Below are 14,374 nucleotides of genomic sequence, written 5' to 3' on the forward strand. Positions count from 1 at the left end.
AGGAGTAACCGATGCGCAAGGCCCTGAGATGGCTACCGTGGTTGTATTTCGTTGTCGCGATGCCTGCACTCGCGCTCCCGCCGGAAAGCTGGAAGCGCACGGCCTACGCCTATGACGCTCAGCAGGCGGAATTGATGACCGCGCTGGGCGACTTCGCCCGCGAGTTCGGCCTGGCCCTCGACATGCCGCCCATGGACGGTGTGATCGATGGGCGCATTCGCGCCGACAATCCCCAGGGGTTTCTCGACCGGCTGGGCCGTGAGTACCACTTTCAGTGGTTCGTCTTCAACGAGACCCTGTACGTCAGTCCCACCCAGGAACAGACCTCGGCACGCATTGACGTGTCCTCGGAGGCGGTCGACGACCTCGAGGCGGCGCTGAGCAAGATCGGCCTGCTCGATCCGCGCTTCGGCTGGGGGCTGTTGCCGGACGAAGGCGCGGTGCTGGTACGCGGCCCGGCCAAGTACGTGCAGTTCATCCGGGACTACGGCGAAAAGGTCGAGGAGCCGGAGGAGGCGGAGAAGCAGGATGTCATCGTGTTCCCGCTCAAGTACGCCAACGTTGCCGATCGCACAATCCGTTACCGGGATCAGGAGTTGCAGGTGGCCGGCGTGGCACGCATTCTCCAAGAACTTCTGGACGCCCGTTCGCAGACCGGCATGCGGGGCGCGGTGGATGCGGGGGCGAGCCTGAATGGTTTGCGAGCCGGTGGCGGCAGCCGCGACTCGTCCTCCCTGGTCCAGGACGCGCTAGCCAACTCGGGCTTCGAAAACTCCGGCTATGGCCCTGACCTGGGGGCCATGATTGGCTTGGCGCCGGTACCATCTTCGAGTGGCAAGGGCCGTGAGCGAAGTGGCAAGATTCGCGTCAGCGCCGATGTACGCAACAACGCGGTGCTGATCTACGACCTGCCGGCGCGCAAGGCCATGTACCAGGGGCTGATTGCTCAGCTGGACGTGCCGCGCAATGTGATCGAGATCGATGCGGTGATTCTCGACATCGATCGCAACGAGCTGGCTGAACTGTCCAGCCGCTGGTCGCTCACGGCCGGCAGTGTGACGGGCGGTGCCAACCTCCTCCAGCCAGGCGCGCCCTCGACGCTGTTTATCCAGGATGCCGGGCGCTTCTCCGCCGACCTCCGAGCGCTTGAAGGCAATGGCGCCGCCTCGATCGTCGGCAACCCGTCGATCCTGACGCTGGAAAACCAGCCGGCCGTCATCGATTTCAGCCGCACCGAGTACCTCACCGCACTGGCCGAGCGTGTCGCCAATATCGCACCCATCACCGCTGGCACCAGCCTCCAGGTGATTCCTCGTTCGTTGAACCACAACGGTCGCTCCCAGGTTCAGTTGATCGTCGATATCGAAGATGGACAGATCGTCGAATCGCAGATCAAGGAAGAACAGCCGTCCGTGCGTCGTGGCAACGTCAGCACCCAGGCGGTGATCGCCGAACACGGCTCCCTGGTGATCGGCGGTTTTCATGGCGTGGAGGCCAATGACCGGCTCAACAAGATTCCGCTGCTAGGCGATATTCCCGTCATCGGCAAGCTGCTGTTCCAGTCGCGCAGCCGTGAATACACCCAGCGCGAGCGGCTGTTCATCCTCACCCCGCGGTTGATCGGTGACCAGGTCAATCCAGCGCGCTACGTGCAACACGCCAACCCCCATGACCTCGATCGCCAGCTCAAGGAAGTGCAGGCGCGTCGCGGTGTCACCGATCGGCCGACGCGCAACGATGTTCGCGAGGCATTCGAAAACCTGGTCGCCGGCACGCTGCCGCAGGGCTTCAGTGCTGCCAGGGCCTCGTTCCAGCACAACACCCTGTGCCGGTTCGACCCGGGGCTGACGGTCAATGCCGAGCACTCCCAGTGGTTCGTCCGCAAGGACTGGGGCGTGGCAGTGGTGGCTGTGCGCAATGATTCGGCTATGCCCATGCGTATCGACGAGAGCCAGTGTGGCGGTCGCTGGGTCCTGGGCGTGAGCGCCTGGCCGCAAGCCTGGCTGCAGCCCGGCGAGCAGAGCGAGGTTTTCATCGCCATGCGCCAGGCCAAGGCCCTGGACCCTTCCCTCGAACTTCGCCCCTCGCTGCTAGGCGATAAGGAGCCATGATGATGTTTCGCGTATTGGCCGTTGTGTCGATAGTCGGTGTGCTGGCCGGTTGTGCCAGCCCCAAAGGTTGTTCAGGTCAGGCGTGCAAGCGCCCTGACTCCACCCCCAGGAGCCTGGTGATCTGGTGGCCCGACGACATGCGCCAGGGGCTCAATGAGCAGGATCGCCAGCGCGACCTGGACTACACCGTCACGCCGCTGGAGAACTGAGCATGATGCAGACCTCGGAAAAGCGCACCTTCCTCGAACACGCCGCTGCCGAGCGCGGCGCGGTTTGGCCGCTTGCTTCCGGGGTGGCATTCATCAGTCGCCGCGATCACCGATGCTGGGGCATTGCGTTGCACGTGGAGGTTGAGGCCCTGGGCCCCGATCAACTGCGTGCCACCCTGGCGCGGCGTTTTTGCGAGGCCGATCGCTACGATCAGTTCTTCCTGTTTCTCAATCTGCAGCGAGAGTTGGTGGTTTGGCATGCGGCGCCCATACAGGACACCGACATCGTCTCCCTCGACCATATCTGCCAGGAGCAACTCGCCCTCGTAGGGCTGGAGCACCTGCCATGATGGCCCTCGCGTCGCTCACTCACCACTGTGCGCATCCGTCCTCGGTGCCGCACACCCCCCCGTGCCACCGCCCACCGTTCAAGTCAGTGATCGGCAGGTCGACGCACGCAGCGACATTGACCATGGCCAGGCCCCTGGGTCGTCGGGGGAAGTCGACCGAGCCAAGAACGAGCGGTTGATCACAGGACGCATGTACCGAGTCACGGCCGCTGCTCTCAAGCCAGAGCGATGTTAATGAGGCTCGGGCGCCTCGCTCATCCGATGCCGTTTTTGGGCGGCAGGTGAGTCCTGATTCTGACGGCAAGGACGTTGATCGATACCTGATGCGCAATCCTCGCGCCGCCTGACCCGAGACTTTGTTCGGTGCCCGAGCAGCACGCCGGGGGCAGCTGTTCAGGGCGTACTCATAGGTGATCGGTACGAATCACCTGGTCGTCGACCTCGTCGAGCTGCTTCACCAGTTGGTAGATCTGCGCCACCATTTCCAGGGTGGCCCTGGGGATGTAGCGGCCGGTCCGGGTCTTGTACAGGGTGCGTGCCAGCCACACGCTCTGCACTACCGGCACCTTGGCGACCTTGGCCTGGGCGATCAGCGCCAGGGCGTCGTCGTCTTCGCCCTTGCAGTGGATCATCGGCAGGGGCGTTTTGCCGGGCCGGTAGAACAGCGCAACGGCGTAGTGGGTCGGGTTGACCACCAATACGTCGGCCTCCTGCACCGGGCGCGGCGCGGCTTCGGGTTCCTGGTTGAGAATCTCGAAGGCGAACTGGCGCCGCTGGCCCTTGACGTGGGGGTCGCCCTCGGACTGTTTGTATTCCTTCTTGATATCGTCGTGGCTCATGCGCAGGCGCTTGGCATGGAAGAATTTCTGCAGGCCGAAGTCGATGGCCGCCAGCACCAGCAGCAACCCCAGGGTGATGCGCAGGATGTGGCGGAACACCTGCAGCAGCGACTGCCAATAGGTGTCGAGATCGGAATTGGCCAGCAGGATCAGCGTTCCCAGTTCCGGCTCCAGCAACAGGTAGAGGGTGTAGCCAATGACGATGGCCTTGAGCACGCTCATCAACAGGTTGGAGAGGTTTTGCCCGGAGAACATCTGCTTGAGTTGGGCGAAGGGGTTGAGCTTGTTGAAGTCGACTTTGAGCGCCTTGGGCGCGAACAGGAAACCGAACTGCCCCCAGCCGGCCGCCAGGCGCATCAGCATCGCCAGGCCGACGCTCAAGGCGAGAAAGGGCAGCATCACCGCGATGGCTTCGGTGACCAGTTGCTCGACGATCCGCTCGAAGGGTTGCTGGGTTGCATTGACCGACAACTCCATCAGTTGCTTGAGACTGTCCATGCTGCTGTTCGCCAGGCCCAGCGTCACCTCGCTGACCAGAAGCAGGATCAGCAGCTTGCTGACGTCCTGGCTCTGCGCGATCTGCCCCTTCTCGCGGGCATCGCGCAACTGTTTGGGCGTGGCTTTTTCGGTCTTCTCACTCACGGCTCCGGTACCCCTACGATGTGCTGGAGCAGATCGCTGATCACCCTCAGTTGCTGCAGCTCACCGCTGCCCAGCTCCAGCAGCGTCGGCAGATAGATCAGTAGGAAGGCGATGCCGGCGATGCTTTTGGCGGGCATGGCGAGGATGAACACATTGAGCTGTTGTGCGTACAGGCTGATGATCGCCATCACCGCTTCGATCAGCAGCAGTACCGCGATGAAGGGCGCGGCGTACAGCAGCATGTGGTGCAGCGTGCGGCTCAGTTGTTCGAGCAGGATGATCAGGCCATCCTGGGTAAGAATCGGCAGCCAGGCCGTGGGTGGCCAGATCAGGTAGCTGTCCCAGATCACCTGCAGGATCAGCGGTAGCCCGCCGATCACCATCAGCAGCATGATCATCGCCTCCTGAAACAGCATGCCCATGGGGGTCACGTCCGGCCCCAGTGCGGGGTTGATCTGCCCGCCGCTCAGGGCGCCGCGCTGGCTGTCGAGCAGGGCGCCCACCGAGGCGAACATCCAGAACGGCATGTACAGCAGCACGCCCAGCAGTGCGCCCAGGGCCACCTCTTTGAACAGCAGGCCAATCATCCAGCCCAGGTTCGAGTCCTGGCCGTCCAGCGCCGCGCTGATCGACGGTGCCGGGATCAGGGCCACGGCAATGACCACCGCGTAGCGCAGGGGGCCCTTCAGGTATTTGAAGCAGAAAGCGGGTACCAGAAACATGCAGGGCACCAGGCGCGCCGCTGCAAGGCCGATGCCTTGCAGCAGCTCGAAGGCGCTTTGCGTGTCCCAGGGCATCTAACGGGGGCCGCCTGTTCGGGCGATCAGGTCGAAGGCCATGTTGATGAACTGGATCAGTTCCAGGCCGACCCAGCGGCCGGTCATGGCCAGGGTGAGGCCGACGGCGGCCAGCTTGAGGCCGAACGGCAGGGTCTGATCCTGCATCTGCATCAGGGCCTGCAGCAGCGAGGTGACCACCCCCACCAGTACCGCCACGGCCAACGGCGGGGCGGTGAGGATGACGACCAGGAACATGCCTTGCTTGAACAGTGCCAACGCTTCCATGGTGACCTCACAGGTAGGAAAGGAACAGGCTGTCGATCAGCTTCGTCCAGCCATCCACGAGCACGAACAGCAGCAGCTTGAGTGGCAGCGAGATGGTCATCGGCGACACCATCTGCATGCCCAGTGCCAGCAGCAGGTTGGAAACGATCAGGTCGATCACGATGAAGGGGATGTAGATCAGGAAGCCGATCTTGAAGGCGGCCTGCAGTTCGGACAGCACGAACGCCGGGATGGCCAACAGCAGGTCGCTCTTGCTGGCGCTCTCGGCCATCTCCTTGGGCCACATGCGGTGGGTGTTTTCCAGCAGGTGGGTGAGCACGTCCGGGTCGGTGTTATGGGTCATGAACTGTTGCAGTGGGTCGATGATGCCACCAGCGCTTTCCTGCAGGCTCTGGGTGCTGGACATGTCCAGGGGGTTCTGGTCCAGGCGCTTCTGGACCTCATGGGCCACCGGGGCCATGACGAACATGGTGGCGGCGAGGGCGATACCATAGATGGCCATGTTCGGCGGCACCTGCTGCACGCCAATGGCGTTGCGGGTGATCATCAGGGTCATGGCGATCTTCAGGAACGCGGTGCAGACGATCAGCAGGAAGGGCACCAGCGACAGTGCGCCCAGGAACAGCGCCAGGAGAACCGGGTTCATCCCGTCCAGAATCATGTCAGCGATGCCATGCGAGTGATCTGCAGGCCCAGGCGGCCGCCCACGTCGACCAATTCGCCTTCGGCGACCACCTGCTCGCCGCTGCATAGCCAGGCCTGCCCCGGCGTGACGCCCTGCACCTCGAGCACCGCACCATGGTCGAGCCGTTGCAATTGCTCCAGGCTCAGGCTCAGTGAGCCACAGCGCAGCGTCAGGGCCAGGGGCAGATGCGCGAGAGGCGAAAGAGGCTGCCGGTCAGCCAGATCCTCGGGGGGCGTGTCCGTCGACGGCTGCGCCGCTGCCCAGGCCTGCTGCTCGTCATCGGCCCCGTCGACTGCCACCTCGCCCGTATCGTCGGGCGTGATAGGCGTTTGCTGGGCGTCGGGTTGCACCGCCGGGTCTGGCCGCTCATCAAGGTAGGCGGTCTCGCTGGCTTCGTTGGCGTAGGGTGTTTCCAGGGTCGGGTCAGTGGTCGTCATGCTCATGGCCGTCGATTTCCAGGTTCAATAGGAGGCGTGTTCCGCATGCCGTTGTCTGCGCGCGCCAGCGCTGCCCGGCGAGCGCCAGCACACCCTGGCCGTCGCAGTCGAAGTGCGGGTCGCTTGGCACCACCACGTCCCCCGGGCGCAGTGAGGCGAGTTGTTCCAGGGTCAGCTCGCAGCGGCCCAGGATCAGCGGCTCGTGCACCTGCAGGGCGGCCGGAAAGGGTCGGTGAAGCGGGTGCCAGAACGGCGCCTGCAACAGCTGGAGCAGGGTGCCCGCGGCGGCCGTCAATTGGCCGTGGGCGACTTCCTCGCCCAGCGTCACGCGCAGGGCGCAGCGCATCTGCAGGTCTCCCGACGGGGCGCTTTCACGCATCGATAACGGAGCCAGGCAGGTGCTTATCAGCGGGCTAAGCTGCTGACTGATCACCTGCCAGTACCAGGCCTGGGAGTCGCCCGCGACGCTGACCGGCAGCTCACCCAGCAGGCTGAGCAGGGCGCCGGCATCGCTCAGTTGCAAGGCCCCCAGGGCGCTGTCGAACCAGGTGCCGGGGGCGGCCTGCGTCTCGGCTGGCAGCGGCGTCACGCGCAGCTCGCCGCTTAGCCCCCTGGCCTGAAAGGTCGCGCTCAGCCCTACGCCCAGGGCCCGGCTGGCTTGGGCCTGCAGCGGTGCCAGCTGGCGAAGACCCAGCGCGCTCATGCCAGCGCCTCATCGACCAGGGCCAGGCGAACCGGGCTGCCCATGGCCTCGGCCAGCGCCGCCTCGCAGGCGCCGCGCTGGCCACGCAGGCGCTCGAAGGTTTCCCGGCGCGCGCAACCCAGCTCCACCTCCCATTGATCGTCGCGTTTGCCGGCGCGTACCTGAATCCGGCCCAGGTTGGGCATCAGCAGGGTGGCCGTGAACGCGCCTGGGGGCGCGATGGGCAACCGTTGCGCCAATTCGTCGACCAGTTGGCTCGCGGCGGCATCGGGCTTGCCGGCCGCGGCGGTCTGGCCGCCTCCCAGGCCCGAGCCTTCGTCCGATACCGCTTGCGCCGGCTGGATCAGTTGGGCGAAGACCAGCCCGTCGGCCATCAACGCCGAAGGCGACAGGTCTACGCCCTGTGTGAGCATGCGCAGGTCGATGTCGCCACGTCGGAGCGGGCCGCCTTGCTGGAGCCTGGCGGCGGCAGGTTGCGTTTGGGCCGGGGCTGCCGGCGGGCTGGGCGGCTGCGGCCGTCGAGGCGCCGCGGCGGTTTCAGCTTTCATCGTTCAGGGCCTCGGTAAGGCAGGCGAGTTTTTCCACGGCGCGCTGCGCCTGTCTGGCCTGGTCGCTGGCCTGCTGCAACTGGGCCTGATGGGTTTCGAGAAGGGCCTGCTGCTGGTGGACCTCGTGGCGCAACGTGGCCAGGTGATCGAGCATGCGGCGCTCGCGGTCATGCCAGCGGCCGACCTCCTCGAACCCCATGCACTGCTGCAGGTGCTGGCTGGCCAATTGTGCACGGCGGGTGTGCTGCTCCTCTGTCTGTCGCGTGAGCCGCGCCTCGACGTGCTGCAGCTGTTCGTGACTGTTTTCCAGGGTTTGCTGCGCCTCGCGCTGCTGGCGCTCGGCACGTGCCTGGCGGTGCTGGCGCAAGGGTTTGAGCAGGGCGATGGCCTGCTCCAGCGAGGCGCGTTGCGGGTCGATTTCCAGATCGTTTTCCATGCTCACTCCGGTAAGGCATCGGTCAACTGGTTCAACGCCGCCAGCGTGTCTTCCAGGGGCCATGGGCCGCGCAGATCCTGCTGCAGGAACTGGTCGATGGCGCCGTTGAGCTGCACGGCGCAATCGGTGACCGGATCGGCCCCGGCCTGGTATTCGCCCAGGCGCAACAGCATCTCGACCTGGCGGTAGGCGGCCATGAGCCGGCGCAGCCGGTTGTTGGCGCGCTGATGCTCGCGGCTGGCCACGTTGCTCAACACCCGGCTGATGCTGGCCGGCACGTCGATCGCCGGGTAGTGGCCACGCTCGGCCAGCTTGCGCGACAACACGATGTGGCCATCGAGCAGCGAGCGCACCTCGTCGGCCACCGGGTCGTTCATCGAGTCCTGTTCGATAAGTACGGTGTACAGGGCCGTGATCGAGCCGACTTCACTCATTCCCGCCCGCTCCACCAGTTGCGGCAGCAGCGTGTACACCGAGGGCGGCAGGCCACCACGGCCCAGGGGTTCGCCGGCGGCGATGCCGATTTCGCGCTGGGCGCGGGCGAATCGGGTCAGGGAATCGATCAACAGCAATACCTTCATACCGCGGGCTCGGAACGCCTCGGCAATGGCCGTGGCCGTGAAGGCTGCGCGTGCCCGTTCCATGCTGGACCTGTCGGAGGTGGCGCAGACCAGCACCGAGCGCTTGCGCAGCGTCTCGTCCAGTTCGTGGTCGAGGAACTCGCGCAGTTCCCTGCCGCGTTCGCCAATCAGCCCGAACACGATCACGTCGCACCCCATGTTGCGCGCCAGCTCGGCCATCAGGGTGGTCTTGCCGCAGCCCGCTCCCGCGAACAGGCCCACGCGCTGACCCTCGCCAAGCAGCAGGGCGCTGTCGATGGCGCGGATACCGGTGGTCAGCGGCCGGCTGATTCGCGGGCGCTGGGTGGGCGGCAGGGCATCGCTGATGACCGGTAGCGTCTGGCGGGTGTCGCTGGGGCCGGCGAAGGCGCCCAGGGCGTCGCCCAGCAAGGGCCGGCCGAAGCCATCGAGCACGCAGCCCAGCAGGGTTTCGTCGACGCCGATGCGGTGGGCGATCCCCAGCGGTCGGATGGCGGCTCCGACCTGAATGCCCTCCGGGGTGCCCAGGGCGCTGAGCAAGGTGCAGTCCGGCGTGAAACCGACGATCTCGGCGAGAATGTGGCTGCCATCCGCCTTGATCACCTCGCACAGATCGCCCACCTTGGCCGCCGGTACCTGGCACTCGAGCAGGATGCCGCTGACCGCCGTGACCTTGCCACTCACGCGCACGGCGCTGAAATCGTTCAGACGCGCCGCCTGGCGCTGCTCCCACTGTTGCAGGGCCGGCAGCAGGGCACTCACCAGCTCACCTCCAGGCGTTGCTCGCCATCGAACTGGATGCGGCCGTTGTCGATCTGTACCAGGCGGATACCATCGATGCGGTCGCCGATGTACATGCGTCGCCCATCGGCCATCACCAGGTGGCCATTGCTGCCGCCGATGATCTGGGTGATCGCGAAGGGCAGACCGCCGTTGCCATTGAACACCCGGTCGTCGATGCGAAAGTCCACCCGGTGATCCTGTTTGAAGCGCTGCAGCATGCGCTGGTAAACCTGCATGCTCTCGCCCTTCAGGCTACCGCTGAGTACCAGCCCCTGATCGTCGTGTTCCAGGCTGACAGCACCGAGCATGCGCTCGCTGAGCATGGTCTTGAGCAGCCGGGCAGCGCTCTGCTGATCAAGGGCTGCCCGCTGATCTTGTGCAGGGGGGGCCGCGGGCGTGGCGAGTGGCGAGGCGGCAGGGGAGGCACTCGGCGTCAGCGTCGCGCTGCTCAGGCTCCAGGCACTGCCCACCACGCCCAGCAGCACCCCTAGCGTGATGCAGGCGCCGCGGCTGAGTAGGGTGCCGCGGGGCGACGATGTGGTGGGGCCCGGTGTCTCGTCGCCCTGAGCGCCTTGCGCGCCATCGTCGGGGGCGATGATCGGCAGGTTGGTCCAGGGCGCCTCGGCAGGCGCGAGGCTCAGCCACACGGAACCCAGGGCGAACTGGGCATGGGGCTGCAGGTCGGCCAGCGGATGGCCCTCGATATCCAGGGGGTGGCCGTCGGACGCCTCCAGGCGCCAGCCCTCGCCGTCGCGCCGTAGCTGACAGTGGCGAGGGTGCACGCCTGCATCGTGCAGCGCGAGGTCCAGCTCGTCGTCGGCGCCGATAGCCCAGTGATCGCCAATCAGCGGCAGTGCCGCGCCCTGGTGAAGGCCGTTCAGCACCCGAAGTTCAAACAGGTCGTTACCGGATTCGTTCATGCGTATTGCTCGCTCTCTAGGGCCGCTGTTTCCTCCAGTTCGAAGCGGCCGAGGACCTTGACCTGTGCCGAGCTGCTGATCTCCGCGAAGGACAGCACGGGCACGTGATAGAACTCCTCTTGCAGAAGAATGCGCAGGGGGCTGCGCAGATCCTGGGGGACCAGCAGCACGGCGCGCTTCCTGGCGCGCTGTGGAAAGGCCATGTGCAGGTGCTGGAGCAGCAACTGGCTGGTCGCATCACTGAGTGCGAAGAAGGTTTCGGTTTGCGTCTGGCGCAGGCCATCGCGCAGAACACCCTCGCTCTCGGGGGTCAGCAACCAGACCTCCAGGCCTTCTGCAGTGGCGTACTGGTGGTAGATCTGCGACTTCAGGGCGATGCGTACGTAATTCACCAGCATGGCGATGTCGCGTTCGTACTGGCCGTGCTCGACCAACGTTTCGGCGATCACCCGTACCGAGCGCAGCGGTACGCACTCGGCGGCCAGCCCCTGCAGCACCGCTGCAAAGCGCGCCAGTGGCAGGACCCGGAGCATTTCCTGGGCGAGTTCGGGCTGCTCGGACTCCAGCCAGCCAAGGATCGCTTTGGTCTCCTGCAGGCCGATGAACTGCGGTGCGCAGGCATGCAGGGTGCGCTCCATGCGTTCGATGATCAGGGTGGCGGCGCTGATCTGTTCCAGCTCCGCGTTGTGCAGAACCGGCGAATCGGCGGGCATCCAGACCCACTGGCCCTCCTGGCGCTCGACGCTGCCAGGGATCAGCTCGTCGAGTTCGAGCTCGTCAAGGGCCTGGGCATCGACGGCCACATGGCTGTGGCTGAGCGTGGCGCGCATCATCGGCACTTCGTACACCGAGAAGCGGAATTCGTCCTCGGGGATGTGTTCCGACTGCTCGATGATGAACGAGGGTAGGGTCAGGCCGTACTGCACCACCAGGCGATTGCGGCGTTGGCGGATCTCGCTGACGATCGTGGCGATCTGCTGCGCGTCCTGATTGGGGTGGAACTGCAAGACGAACTGGCGGCTGGGATTGAAGGTGCGCAAGTCTTCGTCGCCGTTGAGCTCCGGCGCCACCCACTGGGCTTGCTCGTCCTCCGGTTGCGGTTTGTCGCGGTAAATCTGCAGCACGCCGCCGCACCCGCAGATCAGGGCGATGGTGATGAATATCCCGGTCGGCATGCCGGGCAGCGCGGCGAAACCGAGCATGGCCACCGCCGAGATGATCCACACCTTGGGCTGGCTGGTCAGCTGCTCGGCGATTTCACGGCCGATGTTAGATTGCGGCGTCGGGTTGCCGTCCGGCACCCGAGTGATCACGATGCCGGCGGTGACCGAGATCATCAGGGCGGGAATCTGCGAGATGAGGCCGTCGCCGATGGTCAGGATGGTGTAGATGTGCAGGGCGTCGCCGGCACTCATGTTCATCTGCATCACGCCGATGCTGATGCCGCCGATCATGTTGATGGCGATGATGATCAGCCCGGCGATGGCGTCGCCCTTGACGAACTTCATGGCGCCATCCATCGCCCCGAACAGCTGGCTTTCCTTGGCCAGTTCCTCGCGTCGGGCCCGGGCATCCTGCACGCTGATCAGGTTGGCGCGCAGGTCGCTGTCGATGGACATCTGCTTGCCGGGCATGGCGTCCAGGGTGAAGCGTGCGCCGACTTCGGCGACCCGTTCCGAGCCCTTGGTGATGACCATGAAGTTGACCACCGTGATGATCAGGAAGATCACCGTGCCCACCGCCAGGTTGCCGCCGACCACGAATTCGCCGAAGGCTTCGACGATGTGGCCGGCGTCCTGATCCAGGAGGATCAGGCGCGTGGTCGAGATCGACAGGGCCAGGCGGAACATGGTGGTGATCAGCAGCACCGCCGGGAAGGTGGAGAAGGCCAGTGGCCGCGGCAGGTTCATCGCCAGCATGATCAGCAGGCAGGAAATGCAGATGTTGATGGCGATCAGCACGTCGATCAGCCAGGTCGGCATGGGAGTGATCATCATGAAGATGATCGCCAGCACCACGAAGGCCCCGACGATTTCCGAGCGGCGCATGGCCGCCAGGGCGAGCTGGTTGGCGACATGGATGAGGTACGTCATCAGGCCATCGCCTCCTGCAAGCGGCGCTGTTCTTCATTGACCAGCGCAGTGGACAACAGCAGCAGGTTATCGAGGGCTTTTTGCCGGCTCTTGTTGTCGTTCCAGTTCATGTACTTCAGCTCCTTGAGCAGGGCCAGCAGGCGATTGACCAACGCCAGCTGATGTTCGAGCTGGCGGCCGCCGACTTCCTGCACCAGTTGCAGGGTTTCCTTGGGTTGCATGCCGTCGCTGATGAGTTGCTGCAGGACCTTCACGAATGCTGAGGTCTTCATCTCGAATCCCGGGTTCTTGGCCAGCATTTCGTTACGCATGTGGGCGCAGCTGCCATAGAACTGTTTCAGGAAAGTGGTGCGCTCGATGTTCTTCAGCGCTTCGTGTTGCTGCTTGGGCCGGGCGGTGGTCACCAGGTGGTTGGTTTCCACCAGCAGGTCGCTGAGCTGGGCGTCGAAGCCGTGGTCGCCGTCGCTGTCCTGGTCTTCCCGTTCGCTGATCATCCGGGTCAGTTCCAGCAGGTTCACCTGGCCGTTTCCTGACAGGCTGCGTGCGCTTTCGCGGCGCCGCGGGTCGGCGACTGCCGATGCGAACGGTACCCGGGCGCGCAGTGACCGAGCCTGCTGCCTGTGCTGTGCAGCGAACTGCAGCCGCAATGCCTGCAGCTTCCTGGCTTCCTCGAACGAGCGCTCCTGCTGCGCTCGTCGTTCGGCAAGGCGCAGCAGGCTCAGCGCCTGGCCGAGGTCGTGCCGCGAGCTATCGAAAACCTGCCGGAAACCGCCGTCGCTACGGGCGCTCTGGCGCAACAGGTCGGCCTTCGACTCCAGGGTCGTGAGCAGCTGTTTGTACAGCTTGTACTGCAGGACTTTCTGCGACTGCAGTTGCAGGGCCTTGAAGCGCAGGTTGCGCTTGTGCAGGCGGATGCTGACCTGACTCAGCTCGGCATTGAAGCTGGAAACCTGCTGCGCCGTGGTGCCTGCCGCCTGCGCGCCACCCTGTTGCCCAGGCGTGCCTGAGGGCCCCGCCGATCCCGGTGTGGTCGGCGGCAGGCGCGTGGGCGCAGTGGTGGATTGAGCACGGTTGATCATGGCGCAGCCTGGAAGAACGAATGTTCAATGAGTGGCGTGGGAGCCGAACCGGTTCCCCCAGGTTGCCGTGTGCAGAAATTCGTTCAGGAAACTGTCCGCTAGCGCAGGATCTTGCTCAAGATGACACGGTGGTTAATTGGTATTTACTTATAAATCATTGGCTTATAGCGGCTAATTGAGATGGCATGCATGTAGCTATAGCTCCTGGTCCCTACACAGGAGAATCCCATGTCCGCTAATCTCGCCCTTCGCCATGCCACGCCTCTGCCCGTTAGCCGCACACCCAGCGCCATTCGCCAGTTGACCCAGGCCCAGGTGCAGAAGCTTCGTGCCTTCGTGCACAAGCGCGTGATGAACCCCGACGATGCCGATGACATCCTGCAGTGCACGTTCTTCGAGGCGTTGCGCAACGAGCACAAGTTTCAGCACGCCAGCAAACCGGAGACCTGGCTGTGCGGCATCGCCCTGAACCTGATCCGCAACCATTTCCGGCGTACCTACAACCAGCCTTATCAGGAGAGCCTCGACGACCAGACCAATGTGGCGCACGAGCAGCACATCGACATTGGTCAGTGCGTTGACGGAAGCCGGCAGTTGCAGCGCACGGTGGAAGCCATCCAGACGTTGCCCACGGCCATGCGCCAGGTGATCCATGTCAGCCTGGTGATGGACGGCAATTATCAGGAAACGGCGCAGAGCCTTGGCGTACCGATTGGCACCGTGCGCTCGCGGCTGTCGAGGGCGCGGGAGCAGTTGCGTCGCTCGATTGATCCGTTTGCCTGAAGCCATGGCCTGACGACATGTATCTAAGCATCAGAGATGCATGCCGTCAGGCAGTTGAGGTTTTATTTCGGGTCGCTGCTGAACTGACAACAG

At 64.6% G+C, this 14,374-nt stretch carries 16 protein-coding genes; 4 read left to right on the top strand and 12 right to left on the bottom strand.

The features are described from left to right. The first annotated feature begins 11 nt into the window (after window positions 1–11). The 3 genes from sctC to BVH01_RS17870 are packed head-to-tail and all read left to right on the top strand — an operon-like array spanning window position 12 to window position 2,670. Complete coding sequence (gene sctC / locus BVH01_RS17860) at window positions 12–2,111, top strand: type III secretion system outer membrane ring subunit SctC (protein ID WP_075931593.1); 2,100 nt, start codon at window positions 12–14, stop codon at window positions 2,109–2,111. Next, complete coding sequence (hrpT, locus tag BVH01_RS17865; protein ID WP_075931594.1) at window positions 2,111–2,320, top strand: HrpT family type III secretion system protein; 210 nt, start codon at window positions 2,111–2,113, stop codon at window positions 2,318–2,320. Before sctC ends, hrpT begins: the two co-directional genes overlap by 1 nt. Window positions 2,321–2,322: 2 nt before the next feature. Next, window positions 2,323–2,670 carry a type III secretion protein HrpV gene (locus BVH01_RS17870; RefSeq protein ID WP_075931595.1) on the top strand — a complete coding sequence of 116 codons (348 nt, stop codon included), beginning with the start codon at window positions 2,323–2,325 and terminating at the stop codon, window positions 2,668–2,670. Window positions 2,671–3,074: 404 nt separating this feature from the next. Here BVH01_RS17870 and sctU read toward each other — a convergent pair whose 3' ends face one another. The 12 genes from sctU to BVH01_RS17930 form a co-directional block, all read right to left on the bottom strand. Beyond that, the gene (gene sctU, locus BVH01_RS17875) at window positions 3,075–4,151 is read right to left on the bottom strand and encodes a type III secretion system export apparatus subunit SctU (RefSeq protein ID WP_075931596.1); all 1,077 of its coding nucleotides are present in this window, start codon (window positions 4,149–4,151) and stop codon (window positions 3,075–3,077) included. Then, window positions 4,148–4,948 (bottom strand): type III secretion system export apparatus subunit SctT, encoded by an 801-nt coding sequence (sctT, locus tag BVH01_RS17880; RefSeq protein ID WP_075931597.1) that lies wholly within the window; start codon window positions 4,946–4,948, stop codon window positions 4,148–4,150. Before sctT ends, sctU begins: the two co-directional genes overlap by 4 nt. Next, complete coding sequence (gene sctS, locus BVH01_RS17885) at window positions 4,949–5,215, bottom strand: type III secretion system export apparatus subunit SctS (protein WP_075931598.1); 267 nt, start codon at window positions 5,213–5,215, stop codon at window positions 4,949–4,951. It abuts the gene before it with no gap. 7 nt (window positions 5,216–5,222) lie between these two features. After that, the gene (sctR, locus tag BVH01_RS17890) at window positions 5,223–5,876 is read right to left on the bottom strand and encodes a type III secretion system export apparatus subunit SctR (RefSeq protein WP_075931599.1); all 654 of its coding nucleotides are present in this window, start codon (window positions 5,874–5,876) and stop codon (window positions 5,223–5,225) included. Beyond that, on the bottom strand, window positions 5,873–6,337 hold the full coding sequence (locus tag BVH01_RS17895) for a FliM/FliN family flagellar motor switch protein (protein WP_075931685.1): 465 nt from the start codon (window positions 6,335–6,337) through the stop codon (window positions 5,873–5,875). The genes sctR and BVH01_RS17895 overlap by 4 nt, the downstream gene beginning before the upstream one ends. Then, window positions 6,324–7,040, bottom strand: coding sequence for a hypothetical protein (locus BVH01_RS17900; RefSeq protein ID WP_075931600.1), 717 nt, complete (start codon window positions 7,038–7,040; stop codon window positions 6,324–6,326). Before BVH01_RS17900 ends, BVH01_RS17895 begins: the two co-directional genes overlap by 14 nt. Then, a complete protein-coding gene (locus tag BVH01_RS17905) occupies window positions 7,037–7,453 on the bottom strand; it encodes a type III secretion system HrpP C-terminal domain-containing protein (protein WP_256562798.1) in 417 nt (138 codons plus the stop codon). The genes BVH01_RS17900 and BVH01_RS17905 overlap by 4 nt, the downstream gene beginning before the upstream one ends. 124 nt (window positions 7,454–7,577) lie before the next feature. Continuing rightward, the gene (locus BVH01_RS17910; protein WP_075931602.1) at window positions 7,578–8,024 is read right to left on the bottom strand and encodes a type III secretion protein; all 447 of its coding nucleotides are present in this window, start codon (window positions 8,022–8,024) and stop codon (window positions 7,578–7,580) included. Window positions 8,025–8,026: 2 nt separating this feature from the next. Then, window positions 8,027–9,376 carry a FliI/YscN family ATPase gene (locus BVH01_RS17915; RefSeq protein WP_093505572.1) on the bottom strand — a complete coding sequence of 450 codons (1,350 nt, stop codon included), beginning with the start codon at window positions 9,374–9,376 and terminating at the stop codon, window positions 8,027–8,029. A 5-nt stretch (window positions 9,377–9,381) separates the two neighbouring features. Then, window positions 9,382–10,326 carry an FHA domain-containing protein gene (locus BVH01_RS17920; protein WP_256562799.1) on the bottom strand — a complete coding sequence of 315 codons (945 nt, stop codon included), beginning with the start codon at window positions 10,324–10,326 and terminating at the stop codon, window positions 9,382–9,384. Next, complete coding sequence (gene sctV / locus BVH01_RS17925; RefSeq protein ID WP_075931604.1) at window positions 10,323–12,419, bottom strand: type III secretion system export apparatus subunit SctV; 2,097 nt, start codon at window positions 12,417–12,419, stop codon at window positions 10,323–10,325. Before sctV ends, BVH01_RS17920 begins: the two co-directional genes overlap by 4 nt. Further along, a complete protein-coding gene (locus BVH01_RS17930; RefSeq protein WP_075931605.1) occupies window positions 12,419–13,498 on the bottom strand; it encodes a TyeA family type III secretion system gatekeeper subunit in 1,080 nt (359 codons plus the stop codon). The genes sctV and BVH01_RS17930 overlap by 1 nt, the downstream gene beginning before the upstream one ends. A 228-nt stretch (window positions 13,499–13,726) precedes the next feature. Between BVH01_RS17930 and BVH01_RS17935 the strand changes: the two genes are divergently transcribed. Further along, window positions 13,727–14,281, top strand: coding sequence for an RNA polymerase sigma factor (locus BVH01_RS17935; RefSeq protein WP_075931606.1), 555 nt, complete (start codon window positions 13,727–13,729; stop codon window positions 14,279–14,281). Window positions 14,282–14,374: the final 93 nt, after the last annotated feature.

Origin of the sequence: Pseudomonas sp. PA1(2017) (assembly GCF_001945375.1) — a bacterium.
Taxonomy (GTDB): domain Bacteria; phylum Pseudomonadota; class Gammaproteobacteria; order Pseudomonadales; family Pseudomonadaceae; genus Aquipseudomonas.